The sequence below is a fragment of the Paraburkholderia nemoris genome (assembly GCF_905221015.1).
GTDB lineage: Bacteria > Pseudomonadota > Gammaproteobacteria > Burkholderiales > Burkholderiaceae > Paraburkholderia > Paraburkholderia nemoris.
The window spans coordinates 26,351-44,502 of the sequence record NZ_CAJNBO010000017.1; the positions used below are offsets into that span (position 1 = coordinate 26,351).

The 18,152-nt window shown below is 62.5% G+C and carries 18 protein-coding genes and 1 pseudogene; 13 read left to right on the top strand and 6 right to left on the bottom strand.

Annotated elements, in window-relative coordinates:
• Nucleotides 1-56 precede the first annotated feature (56 nt).
• The 3 genes from KHO33_RS25025 to KHO33_RS25035 all read right to left on the bottom strand — a co-directional run bounded on the left by KHO33_RS25025 (nt 57) and on the right by KHO33_RS25035 (nt 2,666).
• Nucleotides 57-950 (bottom strand): LysR family transcriptional regulator, encoded by an 894-nt coding sequence (locus tag KHO33_RS25025; RefSeq protein ID WP_200565655.1) that lies wholly within the window; start codon nt 948-950, stop codon nt 57-59.
• Between the two features lie 94 nt (nt 951-1,044).
• A complete protein-coding gene (locus tag KHO33_RS25030) occupies nt 1,045-1,653 on the bottom strand; it encodes a cysteine hydrolase family protein (protein WP_054039985.1) in 609 nt (202 codons plus the stop codon).
• 125 nt (nt 1,654-1,778) lie between these two features.
• Nucleotides 1,779-2,666 carry a LysR family transcriptional regulator gene (locus KHO33_RS25035; protein ID WP_054039987.1) on the bottom strand — a complete coding sequence of 296 codons (888 nt, stop codon included), beginning with the start codon at nt 2,664-2,666 and terminating at the stop codon, nt 1,779-1,781.
• A gap of 98 nt (nt 2,667-2,764) precedes the next feature.
• On the opposite strand from KHO33_RS25035, the gene KHO33_RS25040 reads away from it, so the two are divergent.
• From KHO33_RS25040 to KHO33_RS25105, 13 genes and pseudogenes are all read left to right on the top strand, one after another.
• Nucleotides 2,765-3,541 (top strand): HpcH/HpaI aldolase family protein, encoded by a 777-nt coding sequence (locus tag KHO33_RS25040; RefSeq protein WP_200565656.1) that lies wholly within the window; start codon nt 2,765-2,767, stop codon nt 3,539-3,541.
• A gap of 22 nt (nt 3,542-3,563) precedes the next feature.
• Complete coding sequence (locus KHO33_RS25045) at nt 3,564-4,442, top strand: amidohydrolase family protein (protein WP_054039990.1); 879 nt, start codon at nt 3,564-3,566, stop codon at nt 4,440-4,442.
• Between the two features lie 17 nt (nt 4,443-4,459).
• Nucleotides 4,460-5,611 (top strand): DUF5624 domain-containing protein, encoded by a 1,152-nt coding sequence (locus tag KHO33_RS25050; protein WP_200565657.1) that lies wholly within the window; start codon nt 4,460-4,462, stop codon nt 5,609-5,611.
• Between the two features lie 83 nt (nt 5,612-5,694).
• Nucleotides 5,695-7,011, top strand: coding sequence for an MFS transporter (locus KHO33_RS25055; RefSeq protein ID WP_200565658.1), 1,317 nt, complete (start codon nt 5,695-5,697; stop codon nt 7,009-7,011).
• A complete protein-coding gene (locus KHO33_RS25060) occupies nt 6,998-8,104 on the top strand; it encodes a hypothetical protein (RefSeq protein ID WP_054039998.1) in 1,107 nt (368 codons plus the stop codon). Before KHO33_RS25055 ends, KHO33_RS25060 begins: the two co-directional genes overlap by 14 nt.
• 122 nt (nt 8,105-8,226) lie before the next feature.
• Nucleotides 8,227-9,342 carry a porin gene (locus tag KHO33_RS25065; protein WP_200565659.1) on the top strand — a complete coding sequence of 372 codons (1,116 nt, stop codon included), beginning with the start codon at nt 8,227-8,229 and terminating at the stop codon, nt 9,340-9,342.
• A 120-nt stretch (nt 9,343-9,462) separates the two neighbouring features.
• Nucleotides 9,463-11,055 (top strand): annotated as a pseudogene (locus KHO33_RS42180) (carboxylesterase/lipase family protein).
• A 191-nt stretch (nt 11,056-11,246) separates the two neighbouring features.
• On the top strand, nt 11,247-11,495 hold the full coding sequence (locus tag KHO33_RS25080; RefSeq protein WP_054040008.1) for a hypothetical protein: 249 nt from the start codon (nt 11,247-11,249) through the stop codon (nt 11,493-11,495).
• A gap of 220 nt (nt 11,496-11,715) precedes the next feature.
• Nucleotides 11,716-12,183 carry a rhodanese-like domain-containing protein gene (locus KHO33_RS25085; protein WP_054040011.1) on the top strand — a complete coding sequence of 156 codons (468 nt, stop codon included), beginning with the start codon at nt 11,716-11,718 and terminating at the stop codon, nt 12,181-12,183.
• A gap of 42 nt (nt 12,184-12,225) precedes the next feature.
• Nucleotides 12,226-13,206, top strand: a complete 981-nt coding sequence (epsC, locus tag KHO33_RS25090) for a serine O-acetyltransferase EpsC (protein WP_054040013.1) — start codon at nt 12,226-12,228, stop codon at nt 13,204-13,206.
• Nucleotides 13,203-13,481: a helix-turn-helix domain-containing protein gene (locus tag KHO33_RS25095; RefSeq protein ID WP_054040015.1), complete on the top strand. Its 279-nt coding sequence runs from the start codon at nt 13,203-13,205 to the stop codon at nt 13,479-13,481. Before epsC ends, KHO33_RS25095 begins: the two co-directional genes overlap by 4 nt.
• A 108-nt stretch (nt 13,482-13,589) precedes the next feature.
• Nucleotides 13,590-14,522 carry a family 2A encapsulin nanocompartment shell protein gene (locus tag KHO33_RS25100; protein ID WP_054040017.1) on the top strand — a complete coding sequence of 311 codons (933 nt, stop codon included), beginning with the start codon at nt 13,590-13,592 and terminating at the stop codon, nt 14,520-14,522.
• On the top strand, nt 14,497-16,542 hold the full coding sequence (locus KHO33_RS25105) for a family 2A encapsulin nanocompartment cargo protein cysteine desulfurase (protein WP_054040019.1): 2,046 nt from the start codon (nt 14,497-14,499) through the stop codon (nt 16,540-16,542). Before KHO33_RS25100 ends, KHO33_RS25105 begins: the two co-directional genes overlap by 26 nt.
• A 49-nt stretch (nt 16,543-16,591) precedes the next feature.
• On the opposite strand, the gene KHO33_RS25110 is transcribed toward KHO33_RS25105, so the two are convergent.
• Genes KHO33_RS25110 through KHO33_RS25120 form a run of 3 tightly spaced genes read right to left on the bottom strand, consistent with a single transcriptional unit; the run spans nt 16,592 to nt 18,152 of the window.
• A complete protein-coding gene (locus KHO33_RS25110) occupies nt 16,592-16,870 on the bottom strand; it encodes a DUF971 domain-containing protein (RefSeq protein ID WP_054040021.1) in 279 nt (92 codons plus the stop codon).
• Nucleotides 16,870-17,877: a HEAT repeat domain-containing protein gene (locus KHO33_RS25115; RefSeq protein WP_054040023.1), complete on the bottom strand. Its 1,008-nt coding sequence runs from the start codon at nt 17,875-17,877 to the stop codon at nt 16,870-16,872. The genes KHO33_RS25110 and KHO33_RS25115 overlap by 1 nt, the downstream gene beginning before the upstream one ends.
• 29 nt (nt 17,878-17,906) lie before the next feature.
• Entirely contained in the window at nt 17,907-18,152 is a 246-nt protein-coding gene (locus KHO33_RS25120; RefSeq protein ID WP_054040025.1) for a 4Fe-4S dicluster domain-containing protein, read from the bottom strand.

Consider the following 18,152-nt stretch of genomic DNA (forward strand, 5'->3'; position numbering starts at 1 on the left):
GCGTCGCAGCCGTTAGGAACCTATTGTCCTACATAACGGCCCCGATAATCGAGTGGTCAGCGTTCGCGATAGTGCTCGGCCATATGGTCGACGAAAGCTCGCACCTTGGGCGCTACGTACCGCGTTTGCGGGTAGAGGGCGTAATAGTGGCGCGTGCCGAGAGAGTAGCCGGGCAGGAGGTGGACGAGGTGGCCGCGAGCCAGATCGGTTTGAACCGTATGCCGCGTGAACGCGGCGATGCCCGCGCCTGCCAGCGCGGCGGAATAAAGCGCGGTGATCGCATCGAATGTGAGGCGGCCGTTCAGTTCGACATGGGCCGGTGCGCCTCGCCCGGAGGTCAGCACCCAGCGGTCCGCCGCATGGGCGCCGGAAAAGGTCAGCAACTCGTGTTTGGCGAGTTGTGGAGGCGTGCGCGGCAGCCCGTGTTGTGCCAGATAGGCGGGTGACGCGACAAGGACGATGTCCGATACCGTCAGCGTTCGGGCAACGAGGCTGGTGTCGGCCAATGGCCCGCTGATCCGTAACGCAACATCGAAGCTCTCCGCTACGAGATCAACAAACTGATCGCTGCAAGACAGGTCGACCTGGAGGTCAGGGTAACGTCTCTGGAACGCCGGAAGCCAGTCCGCCAGTTCAAGGGTGCCAATGGCAAGTGGCACGCTGACGCGCAAGCGGCCAGCCACGGTTTGATGTTCACCGGCCATCGCCTCGGTTGCCGCATCGACACGTTCGAGAATGTCGACGCTCGCCGCGAAGTAGCGTTCGCCCGCAGCGGTGAGTGCAAACCGCCGCGTATTACGGTTGATCAACTGGACGCCGAGCGTGGCTTCGAGCTGCTTCAGTTGGCGTGATACGGTCGAGTGAGAAGTACCGAGCCGTTCGGCTGCAGCAGAAAAACCTTTGGCATCCGCGATGCTGCGGAAGACCCGCATGGCGAGCAGTTGATCCATGAATCGAGCGCGTTGTCGAAGCGTCGGATGCTATCACGACCCTGCAGCCGAACCGCATCGCATCGCGCCGCACACCCGGGCTGGAAGAGGCCAGTTACGAAGTTAGCGACTGCACATCCCGCGTGTTCACCACGGAGCCGAAGGTATCCGCGATTTCGGCTAACGCAGACAGGTGCAACACGTCGTGCGGGACGCTATCCGTGCCGTTGAACTCGATGTCCCGGGTCGCGCACGCGTCGGCCACCACCACAACTTCAAAGCCCGCAGGCACGGCGTCACGCGCAGCGCCGGCAACACAGGCGTGTGTCATCAGACCGCACAACACGAGGTGAGTGACACCGTCGGCTTTCAGCGTCTGTGCCAGATCGGTGCTCGCAAACACACTCACGGAAGTTTTCTTGACCAGCAGATGGCTCGGTCCAGGCTGGATATCTGAACAGATTTGGGCATTCCGGCTATTGGCAGCGAACAACGGCGACTCTGCCGGCGCAATGTGCTGCACGTGCACGACGTTCCAGCCATGGTGATCGGCGTAGTCGACGAGGGCGCGTGCATTCTGCAACGCGCTCATGCCGTTGGGAATCGGCAACGAACCCGTGAAATATTCGTTCTGGAAGTCAATCACCAGCAATGCAGTGGTGTGGGCCGGCAAAGATGCCGGCGTACCCGCACCGAGGATGCTGCGCAGTGTGCGCTTCGACATGATGAGGTTCCCTTCGAAGGACTGGAAAGGAACGAAGTCTAGGGTCCGCAGCTTGTCGCGACAACGCCGTGTGCGTCACAAGTTCTGTGCATGATGTGCACAGTGCCGACGGTATCGTCCGCGGCCTACCGAAGCCCCAGCGCCAGCTCCACAAACTGCATTGCCCGGGCGTTGGCGTCACCACGACGATGAACGATGTACAGCGTAGTGATGGTGTCCGTCTCGTCCAGCTCTCTGAACACCACCCCCGGCACTGCGATGGTCTGCAGTGTCGAGGGCACGATCGCAATGCCGAGCCCGGTAGCGGTCAGCCCGATCAGGGTGGACGCCTGCTGGGCCTCTTGAACCACCTGAGGTTCGAATCCACGCTTCGCGCACAACGCGATAATCTTTTCATGAACCGCGACCCCCGCTTGCCGCGGGTAGGCGATGAACGGCTCGTCGCGCAGATCCTTCACCTTGATCGACGCGGCTTTGGCGAGCCGATGCCGCGCATGCATGGCGAGCACGAGCGGCTCTTCCATCAGCGGCGTGAACACCAGATCGGTAGGCGGCACGCTTTCGGGCATCCGCAACAAACCGACGTCGATTTCGCGCTGCTCGATCGCCTCGATCTGCCGCGATGACGACAACTCCAGCAGCGTGATGTTGACCTTCGGGCGCTGCGTCCGGTACGCATGAATCAGCTTGGGAAAAAACGGTGACAGCGTCGAGGCGTTGGTAAAGCCAACTCGCAACCGCCCAACGTCGCCGCTGACGGTCTCCCAGACGCTTTCCTTCGCGTGTTCGATCCGCGCGAGGATCGCCCGGGCGTCGTCCAGCAAGGCCAGGCCCGCCTCGGTCAGCGCGACCGAGCGGCGCGTGCGGTGGAAGAGCCGCGCGCCCAGTTCCGTCTCCAGCGACTGGATCGCGAGGCTCAGCGGCGCCTGCGTAATGCCCAGCCGCTCGGCGCTGCGGCGGAAATGCAGCTCCTGCGCCAGCACCACGAAAAATTCCAGATGACGGATATTCATTGATTTGCTCTGTAAATCAATAACCTTGATTTGGAGAATAAATCAAAACTGTTTCCCGGGCGATACTGTTTTCCACTTACTCAAACGACGGAGACAGCATGAACGGTGCGGAACTGGTCGAACGCCTGCGGGCGCGACACAAGATCATTGCGCTGGGAATTCGCGCCTCGCGCACAACGGATGCGGTCCGCTGGGCCAAAGCTGCCGGCTACGACACGATCTGGGTCGATATGGAACACAGCTCGCTGCCGGTCGATACCGTGTCGCAACTGTGCTCATGCGCGGTCGACCTCGGCCTGATGCCGTGGGTGCGCGTGCCGGAACGCGATTACGGCACGATCAACCGCGTGCTGGACGGCGGCGCGCTCGGCATCATCGTGCCGCGCGTGGAGACCGCCGAACAGGCGCGCGACGCGGTGATCGCCACGCGCTTTCCGCCGCTCGGCCAGCGCTCGCAACTCGCGACGCTGCCCTACGTCAACTTCGAAAAACTTCCCGCTCGCGACCTCAACCGGCGTCTGAACGACGCGACCGTGCTCAAGGTGCTGATCGAAAGCCGCGCCGGCGTCGAAGCGGCCGATGCGATAGCGGCGATCGAAGGCGTCGACGTGCTCGCGCTCGGTTGCAACGATCTCTCCGCCGATCTGGGCCACACCGGCGAATCGGCGCATCCCGAGGTGGTGGCCGCGTGCCGCAAGGTGATCGCGGCAGCACAGCGTCACGGCAAGGTGGTGATCGTGGGTGGCATGCCGGAGTGCGAGGCGCTCAATGAATTGCGCCGCGAGGGCGCGGCACCGTTTGTGTTTGCCGGCATCGACAGCGATGTTTATCTGGCGGCGCTGCGTGAACGCGTCGAACAGGCACGTCAACTTTAATTCGAACTTCCAATTTCAGATCATGGCAGAAACCCCGCTGATTTCCACGCCGATGCGTGACTATGAAACCCTGTCACGCCCGTCGTTCACGATGCCGCCGCTCGCCTGCGACGCGCACATGCACGTGTTCGGCTCCGAAGACAAATATCCGAAGGTCGAGCATCCGCATTACACGCTGCCGGACGGCAAGCTCTCGCACTATCTGCAGATGATGAGCGTGCTGCACCTGAAGCGTTTCGTGATCGTGCAGCCGAGTTTTTACGGTACGGACAACCGCTGCCTGATCGACGTGTTGCACGTGGCAGGTTCGATCGCGCGCGGTGTCGTGATGATCGAGGAGAGCACGGACGCGGCCACGCTGGATAGCTTCCGTCAGTCCGGCGTTCGCGCGGTGCGTCTCGATCTGTTTGCACGTTCCGGCCTGCCGACCGTTGAAATCCAGCAGTACATCACGCGCATGGCGCGCCTGTGTGCGAGCCTCGGCTGGCACGTGCAGTTCTATGCGCCGGGCTGGGTCGTGCGTAATCTGATTCCGTTTCTCGCTGACGTGCAGACGGATTTCGTCATCGATCACATGGGCTACATGCTCGAAGAAGACGGCCTCACGCAGGCGGATTTCGACCGTCTCCTCAGCTTGCTGAAAGACGGCAACTGCTGGCTTAAACTCAGTGCGCCGTATCGGATCGCCAAACATCGCGGCTACGAAGCCGTGGCGCCGATGGCCGAGGCGATCATCAAGGCGGCACCGCAAAAAGTGATCTGGGGTTCGGACTGGCCGCACATTCCCGATTCGACGCGCGACACCGGCGAATTGCTGAATCTGCTCGGCGCATGGACCAACGATCCGGTGGTGCACAAGATGATTCTGTCCGACAACCCCGCACGCTTGTTCGACTATTGAGGCAATCCACACCCACTATGTCCTACCAACCCAACGCAGCGTTTGCCGGTCTCTTTCGCGCGTTCACGTCGGACCCGCAGAGCATTGGCATCCATCTGACGCAGCAGATGGCGCAGTTGCAGGCGGACGATCCAATGCTGGTGTCGACCGGCAGCGATATCGTGTTGTTTCCCGGCGCGGGGCGCGCGCCGTCGATCGAGAGTTTTCGCAAATCGACGCGTGGCTTTATCGAGTTGACGGCGGTATCGCATTTGCCGCTGGCGCTGGCTTACCTTGCGCGAATGCGTGAACTGTCGCCGCACGACAACGCGTGGCAACGCGACGCGTCGAACCTGCGTAGTCATGCCGAGGCAACTCGCGCGGCGAACTCGCTCGCGTTGTGGCGCGATCAAGTCGCGGTCGCCAGCTTCGCGGGCCACGAGCAGAAGATTGCCGATCTCGTCGACTACACCTGCGGCGTGACGATCGATCTGCTTGATCGGATCGAGAAAGATCACTCGCTGCTGAGCTTCGAACGTCTGAACGAAGAGTACTTCGCCGCGCCGTCCACGAGTGTGTTTCCGGTGCCGATGAACGACGTGATGTTCGCGACCTTCGGGCTGGCGTTTCTCGACATCGTCTACCGCATCGGCAACTGGTTTCGCGCGCAAGCAATCGACTGGAACCGTCTGATGTTCCTCGTCAGCGGACAGTCGGGAAGGCCGACCGCCGGTGTGAGCTGGGCGTCGAACAACATCTGCTATCTGGTGTGGTGCGCGTCGGATCGCGTGCTGTTGCCGGAGCGTGTGCTCATCGCACCGCATGCGCCGTCGTTCTCGGTCGCCGAATTACCGGACGCCGCGGGCATGGCGGAACTGGAACGCACCTATCGGGCGTTGTGGCTCAACACCCGCTCGAGTATCGATGTCGCGCGCTTGCTGTTTCCCGGGCAGCGGCCGTTTCACTTCGATCCGGTGCCGGCCGGCGGCATGCCGCCCATCACCTCGATCGACGACCGCGATGCGACCACGGCGCGCCTGCGCCGCATCATGGAAGATCCGACGCAACTGTTGTCCAACTGCGTCGCTGACTACATCGTCGATCAGTTGTACAGCAATGGCAATCAGCCGCAAAAGGTTGCGATTCCTGGCTTTACGAATGTGACTTTCCCGAGCGCCGTGCAGTCGTAACGACGGACGCCGTACCCATACCCGCGCGTAAGGGCAGCCGCGCGGGCCATAACAAAATGCCCTTGATGAAGGAGACAGGCTTCATGAATTCACTTGCACAAGAGCCGTCGGCGGGTCCGCCGCTCAGCAACGTGCTGCGCATCACGCTGGTGTGCTTCGCGGTGTCGATGATCGACGGCTTCGACACGCTGATGCTGTCGTTCGTCGCGCCCTTGCTGGCGAAGTCCTTGCAGATCGATCACGCCACACTCGGCCGCGTGTTCGGCGCCGGTTTCATCGGCACGGTGCTCGGCTCGCTGATCGTCGGCCCGCTGGCGGACCGTTTCGGTCGACGGCCGATGTTGCTACTGGCGCTTGCCGTAACCGGCATTTTCACGCTGGGCTGTGCCTTTGCCACGTCGGCAACGATGCTGGCCGCGCTCCGGTTTATCGGCGGCCTCGGCATGGGCGGCGCGATTCCGCCGGTGGCGGCGATCACGGCCGAGAGCGGTTCGCCGCAACGCCGCTCCTCGCTGGTGATTCTGATGTTCATCGGTTTTCCGCTCGGCGCGGTGGTGGGCGGTGCGATCACCGCGGCCTTGATGGTGCGCTTCGGCTGGCCGTTCGTATTTCTGATGGGCGGCACGTTCGCCTTGCTCGCGATGATTCCAGTGCTGCTCGTGATTCCGGCGCAAACCGTGAGCCGCGCCGAACGCGTGGCAGCGCGATTGCATGCGGCGCGCGGTCTGAACGTGATCGGCGGCGTGTTCGCCGGTGGCCGGCTTCCGGCGACGCTGGCGCTGTGGTTCGGCGTGTTGTCGAGCATGATTCTGTCGGGCTTCCTGGTCAGCTTCATGCCGACCATTCTCAACATGAACGGCGTCGAACCGGGACGCGCGGCGCTCGGTTCGGTCGTGCTCAATTTCGGCGCGATCGGCGGAGCGCTGGTGATTTCGACCCTGGTCGGCAAACGCGGGCCGTTCGTGCCGGTGGCGATTTCGTTTCTGGGCGGCGCGGTGTTGACGGTGGCGTTAGGCCAGATCATCGGTGCGGGGAATGTCGCGCTTGCGATGCTGTTTGCCGTCGGCGGGTTTCTGGTCGGCGGGCAATTGACGTTTCCGGCGATTGCCAGCTATCTCTTTCCCGCCAACGTGCGGGCGGCCGGTGTCGGCTGGACGCTTGCGATCGGACGCATCGGTTCGATCGTCGGGCCGGTGGTCGGCGGCATCCTGCTGTCGCAGCATCTGTCGTTCGAAGCACTCTTCATGTTGGCGGCGATCCTCGCCGTAGGCGCGGCGCTCGGCATTATTCTCGCCAATGTGCTGCGGCCGCGTGAAACAGAGAGTGGCGCGGTCACGCCGGCTGCGTCTTTTGCGATCACGGGTTCGGAGTTGGGAGAGGCGGGTCATGGCAAGAACTGAATTAGGCGCGGGTCTGCTCACCAGGTTGCAGGAGCTGCCGACCAGCGGCGCGCGCGCAGTCGAAGTCTTTACGACGGACGAGGGCACCTTTCTCGGCGTCCCGCAACTCGCGCGCGATGTGCCGGGTGAGACGCCTTACATGAACGGCGGGGACAGCGACATCGAAGCACCGATCTACCGCTGGCAGGACGGCCGTTTCGTCGAGCATGAAGCGCTGCCCTTGCCCGGCGGCGAAGACCTTGAGTACTTCGAAATCGACGGCCGGCGCTTCCTCGCGGTGGCGGGCATTCGAACCGGCAAGGGGCCGTACGATCTCGATACCGATGCAGTGCTGTATGAACGCATCGCCGGCGCATGGGTGCCATTGCAAAGCTTTCCGGTATTCGGGGCGAAGCAGTGGACGGCTTTTTCGTTCGACTCGCGTCATTTTCTCGGCTTGTCGCAAGGCGTGGTGGTCGACGGTGTCGTGCCGAAACATCCTCGCGAGTCGTGCCTGTTCGAGTGGAATGGCGAGCGCTTCGTGCCGTTCCAGACTTTCAACGGACAGTGGGGTTACAACTTCGCGTTCGTGTCGTTCGGTGGCGAGCACTATCTCGCGTATGCGGACCACGTTAGCGGGTCGTCGGTGAATCGCTGGAACGGCGAGAAGTTTGTCCCGCTGCAAACGTTCGAGGAAAACGGCGGACGCGCGTTCCGGTTCTTCGAAGCCGACGGCGCGCTCTGGATGCTGCACGCGAACCTGCTCAAACACACCACGCTGTATCGATTCGACGGCGCGCGATTCGTCGAGACGCAGATGCTGGGCGGCCCTGGCGGGCGCGAACTGTGTCTGATCGACGGCAAAGAGGGGCGCTATCTGGTGCGCGTGTGCTTTATCACCGGCACGCCGAAGGCACCGGTTGTCGTGCCGCAATCGGAGATTTTCCGCTGGCGCGATGGCTGCTTCGAACTGGTGGGCGACTTCGCGACATCCGCTGCGACGGATGCCGCCAGCTTCGTCGATGACGGTCAGCGCTATCTGGTAGTCAGCAACAGCCTGAGTGAAGAAATCCGCTTTCGCACTGATTCGACGTTATACCGGTTCAACGGTTAGCGCCTAAACGACATCCCCAGCGCCCGGCCGCCCGCCGGGCATTCCCGACAGGGAACAGATATCCCTTCTGCAAGGGAGGGCACCGTTTTGCCTTTTTAAAATAAAACCACTGGAGACGAGCAATGAAAAAGTTTGCCTTGAGCTTAAGCGCATCCGCTGTACTGGCATTGAGCATGAGCAGCCAGGTCGCGCACGCACAAAGCAGCGTGACGCTGTACGGCATTATCGATGCGGGCATTACCTACTTCAGCAACGTGAACGGCCATTCGAACTTCGTCGCCAACGACGGCTCGATCCAGTCGAATCGATGGGGCCTGCGCGGTGTGGAAGATATCGGCGGCGGCACGCGCGTCGTCTTCGTGCTGGAGAACGGCTTCAATCTCTACTCGGGCACGATGGTGCAATCGGGTGTGCTGTTTAGCCGTCAGGCGTGGCTGGGTATCGAAAATTCAACGTATGGCCGGTTCACGCTCGGCAAGCAATACGACTTCTTCTGGGACAACCTCACGCAGTTTGCGATGGGGCAGGTCGCCGGTCAGTACTCGTGGCACCCGGGCGACTTCGATCACCTTGCGGGCACGCTGCACATCAATAACGCCATCAAGTATACGTCGCCGAACTACCTGGGATTGCAGGCAGGCGCGCTGTACGCATTTCCTTCGCAATCCGTATCAGCAGGAACCGGGCGCGTGATTGCGTTTGGACTGCGTTATTCGAATGGTCCGTTGAACCTCGGCGCTGCGTACACCGATACGCATGATCTCGGCCTGAATGGGCCGAGCCAGGCCGGCACCACGTTCTTCCCCGATCTGCCGGCCACGCCTGTGCTGGCGAGCAGCGTCAGCAGCTTCGGTGTGGGCGGCAGCTATCGCTTCGGCAGGAGCCTGACGCGGCTGCTGTTCACCGACACGCACTTCCGCATCGGCCACGACAACGGTTCGATGCCGACCTATGAAGTGAACGAGGTGTTCCAACTCACCCCCGCCACGACGCTGATGGGCGGCTACTGGTACAGCAAGCTCGGCTCGCAGAAGTGGCAGAACGGCACGCTCCTGCTCGATTACGCGCTGTCGAAGCGCACCGATGTCTATACGAGCGCGACTTATCTGCGCGCATCGGGCGGCGCGGCACCGGTGTTCCTCGGCGGCGGTGCAGCGCCGGTGTTTGCCAATGGCGTGTATGTCGGCACAGCTCAGTCGTCGACCGCGGTGCGGGTGGGGCTGCGGACATTGTTCTAGACCTGATGCGTCAACAGCGACGGCGCGGCGTATTGGCCGTGGTTAATTTCAAACCGCCAGTTGGACCCGATCCGGAGTAAGCGTCAGGCGGTGGCGTTCTCCGGAGATCAGGAGACAAGCATGAGTACCTATCACCAGCGCGTCACTCGATGGTTCATTGCAATAGCGATTCCACTGGTCATTCTCGGGTGCGGCGGTAGTGTTCACGACACAGCGCCCGCCGACCCCACTGTCGTCAAGACCCAGCAAGGACAGGTTAAAGGCGTCACCGTCAACGGCGTGCGTGAGTTTCTCGGCTTGCGGTATGCGGCGCCGCCAACAGGCGCGCTGCGCTGGAAACCTCCTGTAGTTGCCGCGGCCTACACGACGAGCATGTACGACGCGTCGCACGTCGGCTCGTCGTGTGTACAGGGAACGGCGACGGCACCGACTGGCAGCGAGGACTGTCTCTTCATCAACGTCTACGTTCCCGGCACCACCGCAAGCACTACGGCGTTGCCTGTTCTGTTCTGGATTCACGGTGGCGGTTTCATTGTCGGCTCCGGTTCCGCGACGGATGGCAGCGCGCTTGCCCAGAAGGCGAACGCGATTGTGGTGACGATCAACTACCGTCTGAATGCGCTAGGCTTTCTGGCTCATCCGGCACTAGCCGCGGAAGATCCCAACGGCGCTTCCGGCGACTACGGCATCATGGACCAGACCGCCGCGCTTGCCTGGGTGCAGAAGAATATCGCTGCTTTCGGCGGCGATCCTGCCAACGTGACGATCTTCGGCGATTCGGCGGGCGGCCATTCGGTGTATGTGCAACTTGCTTCGCCCGGTGCTGCGGGTCTGTTTGCGAAGGCGGTCGCTATGAGCGGTGGCTTTAGCCGGTAGCAGGAGACCTTGCAGCAGGCTGAAACGGATGGCATTGGCTGCGCCAAAACATGGGGTTGCACGGACACCACCAGCGCCGCTTGCCTGCGCAATCTGCCGGCCTCCGCACTGCTGCAAGGCAACCCCGTGGCCTGGTATGCGACGATCGACGGCAAGGTACTGCCGAGTTCGACGAGCGTGGCATTTGCCAGCGGCCAGTACAACCGCGTGCCGGTGATATCCGGTTTCACCGAGGACGAAGGAACGTACTTCGTGGGGGCGGCATTCGATGCGCAGGGCAATCCCGTGACATCCGCGGGCTACGAAACGGCGATCCAGAATTTCCTCGGCGTGCCCGGCGCCGCCACCGCGGCGCTTTATCCGGCGAGCCAGTTCACCTCGCCGAGCCAGGCACTGGCCAAAGCCACGGGCGACTACCTGTTCACCTGCAGCGAAATGCAGGACGCCGACAACCTCGCGAAATATTCGCCAGCGGCTTACATGTACCGCTTTTCGGATCCCGCGCCCTATAGCGTACACAGCCTGATTTCGTTGCTGCCGCCCACCACCATGAATTACGGCGCCTTTCACTCATCGGATCTCGACTACTGGTGGCAACTGATCCCGATCCCGACGGCGAACCAGGCAAGCCTGTCCACGGCGATGACAACCGCGCTTGCAGGTTTCGCGCATACCGGCAATCCGAATTCGGGCAGCACGGTGGCGAACTGGCCGTTGTATACGTCGGCGACCCGGCAAACGCTCGACTTCGGTTATCCGGTCTCGAACACTTACGATGCGTACGCCGCGCATCAGTGCGGTTACTGGTACGGCGAGGCGCCGTTGCACGGGCTGTAGCGTCGTCAGGACTCGGCAGGGAAGAGTGCTGCCCGTGATGCACGGGTGCACCACGCGGATGCACCACGGCCAGCGCAAACCCTGCTTACGGTTTGATCCGTTCTCCGAAAACCATTCCACAAAAGCTTGTTTGCGATTCCGTATCCAGGTCGCTAGATTCATTAGTATCGCAATGAATCGACGGAGGCCGTATGGCCGCACTTTCAGCGACGCTTATCTGGGGCGGACTTCGGCATCCTGTGCGAAGTCTGCAGAAGCAATTGTCAAAACGCGCGCCTGTTACGCCTGAGCAATCCTCAGACGAGACGGCTGCCGCGACCCATACGTCCCCATCGCCCGAACAGCTCGAACGCATTGCGGCTTACGCGCGCTGCGGCTATTTCCATATGGAATACACCGCTGGCATGTTTGTCGTGCCGCTCGAGATCCCACGGGAATAACGCGCCCGGCGGCGATCGCGCCGTAAATCCGCGGCGAACGGGCAAAGCAGGGTCGCTGCAAGCCGGAGCATCCGAACCGATGCTTCTTTAGAAATGACAATTAATTGGTTCGGCTTCGGCTAACTCTCTTTCATAGTGTCTTCTGATGGCTATAGGCGGTTGCATTCGCAGATGGCTTAGACCCGCGCGTACTGATTCGCGCGATATCGACGGAGACATCATGACGCTTGAACTCGCAGAACGCCCCACGCTTGCATTGCTCGAAGCCGCCCGTGCGAACGCCGCCGAAGCCGGCTTGCCCTATGCCGGCGGCCTGTCGCCAAAGGATGCGTGGGCGCTCGTCCAGGCCGGCGACGCCGTGCTGGTGGACGTGCGTACCGCCGAAGAACGCAAATTCGTTGGACTCGTGCCGGACAGCCTGCACGTCGCGTGGGCGACAGGCACGAGCCTGACGCGCAATCCGCGCTTTGCGCGTGAACTGGAAGCAAAAACCGGCAAGGACGCCGTCGTGCTGCTGCTGTGCCGCAGCGGCAACCGCTCGGCACTGGCCGCCGAGGCCGCGGCGAAAGCCGGCTTCACGCAGGTCTTCAATGTTCTGGAAGGCTTTGAAGGGGAACTGGACGGCGCGCAACGGCGCGGCGCCAGCAATGGCTGGCGCTTTCATGGCCTGCCGTGGATTCAGGACTGACAGTCTGATCGTCCATGCTGCACTTTACGGGGAGTAACCGCTGTGGCTGTGTTTGATGTCGATGAGATTGTTCACGCGCTTCAGACGGTCCGCCAGCAATGGCGCGAAGTGCAGAAGCGCTCGCTCGAGCCGGGCGGGCGCGAATTGCCGGGGCGCGAAGCGCTCTCGGAGATCATCGAAACGCTGAAGGGCGTGCTTTTTCCGATGCGGCTCGGGCCACCCGATCTGCGTCAGGAAAGCGAAAACTTCTATGTCGGGCACGCGCTCGACGCTGCGCTGCATGCGTTGCTGAGTCAGGCGCGTCTGGAGTTTCACTATCGCAGCCGCCATCAACCGCCGCCGGCCGCCACGATCGAGGCGCAGGCCGGTATCGCGGTGCGCGCTTTCGCGGCGCGCTTGCCGGCGATTCGCAGCTTGCTCGATAGCGACGTATTGGCCGCGTTTCACGGCGACCCGGCGGCCGGCAGTGTGGATGAAGTCCTGCTGTGCTACCCCGGCGTGCTGGCGATGATCCACCATCGGCTCGCCCATGAGCTCTACGGGTTGGGGCTGCCGCTGCTGGCGCGCATCATCGCCGAGCTCGCACATGCGCAGACCGGTATCGACATTCATCCTGGCGCGCGGATCGGCGCGGGGTTCTTCATCGATCACGGGACGGGTGTGGTGATCGGTGAAACGGCCATCATCGGCGAACGCGTTCGGCTCTATCAGGCGGTCACGCTGGGCGCGAAGCGTTTTCCGCGCGATGCGCAGGGTCATCTGGAAAAGGGCCACGCACGTCATCCGATCGTCGAGGACGACGTCGTGATTTACGCGGGCGCCACCATTCTTGGACGCGTCACGCTCGGGCAGGGCGCGGTGATCGGCGGCAATGTGTGGGTCACGCAGGATGTCGCGCCGGGTTCGCATGTGACGCAGGCTGTGTCGCGCAACGAAGGCACGAGCGCCGCAGCAGTCCGCGAACGGCCGCTGCGCGATCAGGAGACAGTCGCGGAGCCTGCCACGGCCGGAGCGGCTCGATGAGCGTGCTCGTCAGAGACTTCGGCGCCGCGGTGCGGCGCTTTCGTGAGGCGTCCGGCTGGTCGCAGGAGCAATTGGCCGAGCACGCCGGGCTCAACCGGTCTTATGTCGGCGAGATCGAGCGCGGTTCTGCGATCGCGTCGATTGTCACGCTCGACAAGCTTGCCCGTGCTTTCAACGTGCCGGTCGAACGCCTGCTCAGTCATTCGTCCGATGGCGTGAGCGTGGCCGCGCGCCCCCATTCCGCCGCACTCATCGATCCTGCGTCCGCTCGTTAGACCGCTGCTTTGCCGTCTATAGCATGTTGAACGGCCAGGGGCGTCTTCCCATAATCACTTTCGTTCATAAGCTTTCCTGTTTTTCTTCTATCAATCCTGGAGCTTCAGATGACAGCAACAGTCGGCGGCCTGACGGCGCTCGGCGATACCGCAGCACGGCAACTAGCCAATGCCACCAAAACCGTTCCGCAACTCGCCACGATCACGCCCCGCTGGCTCACGCATCTGCTGCAATGGCTGCCGGTCGAGGCAGGCATCTACCGTCTGAACCAGGTGAAGAATCCTGAAGCCGTCAAGGCGGCCTGCACCGCGCGCGAAGATGAAAGCATCCTGCCGCGCACATTCGTGCCGTACGAAGAGCAACCGCGTGAGTACTTCCTGAATGCGGTCAGCACCGTGCTCGACGTGCATACGCGGATCTCCGATCTGTACAGCAGCCCGCATGACCAGATCAAGGAACAACTGCGCCTCACGATCGAAACGATCAAGGAATTGCAGGAAAGCCAGTTGATCAACAACCCGGACTACGGCCTGCTTGCGAACGTGGCCGAAGAGCAGCGCGTGTTTCCGTTGACCGGTGCGCCGACGCCCGACGATCTCGACGAATTGCTGACCAAGGTATGGAAAGAGCCGGCATTCTTCCTGACGCATCCGCTCGCGATTGCCGCCTTCGGCCGTGAATGCACACGCCGTGGCGTGCCGCCGCCGACGGTCAGCCTGTTCGGCTCGCAGTTCCTGACATGGCGTGGCATTCCGCTGATTCCATCGGACAAGGTGCCGGTTGCCGATGGCAAGACCAAGATCCTGCTGCTGCGCGTGGGCGACAAACGCCAGGGCGTGGTCGGTCTGTTCCAGCCGGGTGTGGCCGGCGAACAGGGTCCGGGTCTGTCGGTCCGCTTCATGGGCATCAACAACCATGCGATCGCGTCGTATCTGATCTCGCTCTATTGCTCGCTCGCGGTGCATTCGCCGGACGCGCTGGCGGTTCTCGATGACGTGGAGATCGGCAAGTACCATGACTACCCAGACACCTACAAGTAAGCCCATGGATAGCGTCCTGCCGCACGATGTGCCGACGGGTCCGCCCGCGGGTTTGCCTGATCCGGCGACGTTGGCGTCACTCGCCAATGCGTTCTTCTCGGCGCTGCCGGGCAACGCGCCGCAGGTAGGCGGTGCGCCCGACGTGGCCGCCACGCTGCCGTACACGGCGCCTGTGACCGGCGAGATCAGCAATCCGGCCCCGGCCGGTTCGCCGCTCGCGGGTCCCGGCGGCGCGGGCACGGGTGTGCCCGGTGCAGCGTTGCCGCAGGGGCATGTGCCGGGAGGCAACCTGTTGCCTTCAGCGCCGACGCATGTTCTGTCGTTGGGGAATCGCGCGCCTGCGTTGGCTCCCCATGCCGTTGCGCAGAACGGCTTGCCGGATAGCGCGGTGACCGTTGCGCCGGCGCTCGATCCGCGTTTTGGCGGGGCGGCGCTGGGCGTACCTGAAGCACACGGTGCGCAGCGTCCGTCCGCGGGTGGTGCAGCGCCTGCGTCGCCTTATTATTTCCTGGGCGAAACGGCACAAGCCCGGACATCGACGGTGGCTTCGCCGGATATCGTCGTGCCGGGTTGGAATGAAGTCAGCGCGCAATCGCTCGGACTCCCTGGTGTCGATCAGCCGCTCGCCGAGCAGCGCTTTCCGTACGACAGGCCGGCAGCATCGCAAGCGGCACCGGGCGTCGCACCGGCACAGCACACCGCCGGTTCGCACTATTTCCTGAATCTGAATGAGGGATCGCAGTTTCCCGGGCACTCTTCCGCTAAGACGGATGGCGTGCCGCATGCCGGGCCGTCAGCACATCCGCCGTTCGATGTGAATGCGATCCGCCGGGACTTTCCGATTCTGCAGGAGCGTGTGAACGGCCGTCAGCTGGTGTGGTTCGATAATGCCGCGACCACGCACAAACCGCAGGCGGTGATCGATCGGCTCGCGTATTTCTACGCGCATGAAAACTCGAATATCCATCGGGCTGCCCATGCACTAGCCGGCCGCGCCACAGATGCGTACGAAGCCGCACGCAGCAAGGTGCAGCGTTTCATCGGCGCGGCATCGCCGGAGGAAATCATCTTCGTGCGCGGCACCACCGAAGCGATCAACCTGATCGCGAAGACGTGGGGTGTGCAGAACGTTGGCGAGGGCGACGAGATCATCGTCTCGCATCTGGAGCATCACGCCAACATCGTGCCGTGGCAGCAGCTTGCCGCGCAAACCGGTGCCAAGCTGCGCGTGATTCCGGTCGACGACAGTGGCCAGGTTCTGCTCGACGAATATCGTCGGCTGCTCAATGACCGAACGAAAATTGTGTCGGTCACGCAGGTGTCGAATGCGTTGGGCACCGTGGTGCCGGTGAAGGAGATCGTCGAGCTCGCACATCGTGCAGGTGCGAAAGCGTTGGTCGATGGTGCTCAGTCTGTGTCGCATATGCGGGTAGACGTGCAGGCGCTTGATGCGGACTTCTTCGTGTTCTCGGGGCACAAGGTGTTCGGTCCGACCGGCATCGGCGTGGTCTACGGCAAGCGCGCGATTCTGGAAGACATGCCGCCCTGGCAGGGTGGCGGCAACATGATCGCGGACGTCACCTTCGAGCGCACCGTATTCCAGCCTCCGCCGAATCGTTTCGAAGCGGGTACGGGCAATATCGCAGATGCAGTGGGTCTGGGTGCTGCGATCGATTACGTTCAGCGCGTGGGCATCGAGAATATTGCGCGCTATGAACACGATCTGCTGGCGTATGCGACGAGCGTGTTGCAGCCCGTGCCGGGGGTGCGCCTGATTGGCACGGCGCGCGACAAGGCCAGCGTGTTGTCCTTTGTGTTGAAGGGCTACGAGACCGAGGAAGTAGGGCAGGCGCTGAACGAAGAGGGCATCGCCGTGCGCTCGGGGCATCATTGTGCGCAGCCGATCTTGCGGCGCTTTGGCGTGGAAGCTACGGTGAGGCCGTCGCTTGCGTTCTACAACACCTGCGATGAAGTCGATGCGCTCGTGTCGGTTGTGCGTCGGTTGTCTTCGCGACGCTAATGAAAAACGGCGGCCGTTTGTTACGGCCGCCGTTTTCTTACGCCTGCATTCAGGCAATTCCCGCCAGATAATCCCACGGATAGATCCCCTGCGCGTGTCCGTCGCTGAACGCGATCTGCACGCCGTAGCCCATCGGCTGCATGTCGACAATTGCGAGGTGTGGCTCGATTCGCGCCGTCTTGCCCGAATGCATCAAGCGACGGCATGTTGAGCAAGGGCACCGTTCTCTCAGTGTGGCGTTGTCGATCCACTTCGTTTTGCCATCACGCCACGTTAGAGACAGTCGCCCCGTCGCGGCATGAATCGTCACGTGTTCGGGCGCGTTCATCAGTGCGCCTTTTCAAGCTGTGCCAACGCTATCCGTGCGGCCTTGCGTACTTCCGGGTCGGGATCGGTCGCGGCTGCGTGCAAGGCGGGCAGTGACGTTGTGTCACCTAATTCGCCAAGCGACAATGCCGCTTCCTTGCGCAGATTGCTGATCGCATGCGTGAGCAACGCGGCGACTGCCGTGCTCGCGGTAGCGTTTGCGTTTGCATCGCCGAGTTTGCCTAGCGCGCGGACCGCCTGCAAACGGACTTGCCAGTAGTCGTCGTGGAGGGCCGCGATCAGTGCATCCTGTGCGCTCGAAGCGCGCAGTTTGCCGAGCGTGGCCGCCGCTTCTTCACGGACCTGCCACGCGGCATCGCGCAACGCGCTGAGCAACGCGGCGATGGTCTCATCCGTCGCTGCTGCGCCGATGCCCAACGCGCCGATTGCAGCGCGCCGCACGGCGGCGCTCGCATCCTGCGCGGCGGTGGCGGTAAGAGGGGCCAGCGCTCGTTCGCTCTTCAACCAGCCGAGCACGCTCACGGCTTCGAGCCGCACACCATCTTCGCTTGCGTTCAGCGCGGCCAGCGCGGGTTCCAACGCACCCGCATAGCGCAATTCGCGCAGACCGCGAAGCACAGCCTGGCGCACGAACGGATCGCTATGCGCGGTCCACGGCGCGAGCAAAGGCCCGGATTCAGGATCCTTCAGATTGGACAGACTCAGCGCGGCTGCGTCGCGGACATCTTCCGCATGATCTGCCAGCGCTTCGCATAGTGCCTCAACCGCGTCAGTGCGCTCCCATGCACCGAGCACTTCGGCGGCCTGAGCGCGAACGTCCGATGATGGGTCGGTGCGCAACGCGGCGACAATCGGTCCGAGTACGGCTTCGTCTTCGAGGTCGGCGAGCGCAAGGAGGGCGATGCGGCGCACGGCGGCGTCCGCGGATGCGAGGCGCGGCAGGAGTGCGGCGGCTTCCGGATCGAGGGAGTCGGGGTCGAACGTCAGCGGAAGCGAAATATCGGTCATGAGTTGAGTGGTGTTTTGAGGGTTCGCTACTAGCGCAGCAGATAAGGAATGTCGACCCTGACCGCATCGGTCGGGCAATCCTTCTCGCACGGCATGCAGTACCAGCATTCGTCGAACTTCATGTAGGCCTTGCCTTTGCTCAGGTCGATCGCGAGCAGGTCGAGCGGGCACACATCCACGCAGACTGTGCAGCCCTTGTCGGCGATGCATTTGTCTTCGTCGATCGTGACCGGCGCGGCGCTGCGCTGGAAAATGTTGTGCGGTGTCGTAGACAT

Coding starts and splice junctions, on each gene's coding strand:
- KHO33_RS25025 (WP_200565655.1), bottom strand. CDS start 950: ATGGATCAACTGCTCGCCATGCGGGTCTTCCGCAGCATCGCGGATGCC.
- KHO33_RS25030 (WP_054039985.1), bottom strand. CDS start 1,653: ATGTCGAAGCGCACACTGCGCAGCATCCTCGGTGCGGGTACGCCGGCA.
- KHO33_RS25035 (WP_054039987.1), bottom strand. CDS start 2,666: ATGAATATCCGTCATCTGGAATTTTTCGTGGTGCTGGCGCAGGAGCTG.
- KHO33_RS25040 (WP_200565656.1), top strand. CDS start 2,765: ATGAACGGTGCGGAACTGGTCGAACGCCTGCGGGCGCGACACAAGATC.
- KHO33_RS25045 (WP_054039990.1), top strand. CDS start 3,564: ATGGCAGAAACCCCGCTGATTTCCACGCCGATGCGTGACTATGAAACC.
- KHO33_RS25050 (WP_200565657.1), top strand. CDS start 4,460: ATGTCCTACCAACCCAACGCAGCGTTTGCCGGTCTCTTTCGCGCGTTC.
- KHO33_RS25055 (WP_200565658.1), top strand. CDS start 5,695: ATGAATTCACTTGCACAAGAGCCGTCGGCGGGTCCGCCGCTCAGCAAC.
- KHO33_RS25060 (WP_054039998.1), top strand. CDS start 6,998: ATGGCAAGAACTGAATTAGGCGCGGGTCTGCTCACCAGGTTGCAGGAG.
- KHO33_RS25065 (WP_200565659.1), top strand. CDS start 8,227: ATGAAAAAGTTTGCCTTGAGCTTAAGCGCATCCGCTGTACTGGCATTG.
- KHO33_RS25080 (WP_054040008.1), top strand. CDS start 11,247: ATGGCCGCACTTTCAGCGACGCTTATCTGGGGCGGACTTCGGCATCCT.
- KHO33_RS25085 (WP_054040011.1), top strand. CDS start 11,716: ATGACGCTTGAACTCGCAGAACGCCCCACGCTTGCATTGCTCGAAGCC.
- KHO33_RS25095 (WP_054040015.1), top strand. CDS start 13,203: ATGAGCGTGCTCGTCAGAGACTTCGGCGCCGCGGTGCGGCGCTTTCGT.
- KHO33_RS25100 (WP_054040017.1), top strand. CDS start 13,590: ATGACAGCAACAGTCGGCGGCCTGACGGCGCTCGGCGATACCGCAGCA.
- KHO33_RS25105 (WP_054040019.1), top strand. CDS start 14,497: ATGACTACCCAGACACCTACAAGTAAGCCCATGGATAGCGTCCTGCCG.
- KHO33_RS25110 (WP_054040021.1), bottom strand. CDS start 16,870: ATGAACGCGCCCGAACACGTGACGATTCATGCCGCGACGGGGCGACTG.
- KHO33_RS25115 (WP_054040023.1), bottom strand. CDS start 17,877: ATGACCGATATTTCGCTTCCGCTGACGTTCGACCCCGACTCCCTCGAT.
- KHO33_RS25120 (WP_054040025.1), bottom strand. CDS start 18,152: ATGTCTACGACACCGCACAACATTTTCCAGCGCAGCGCCGCGCCGGTC.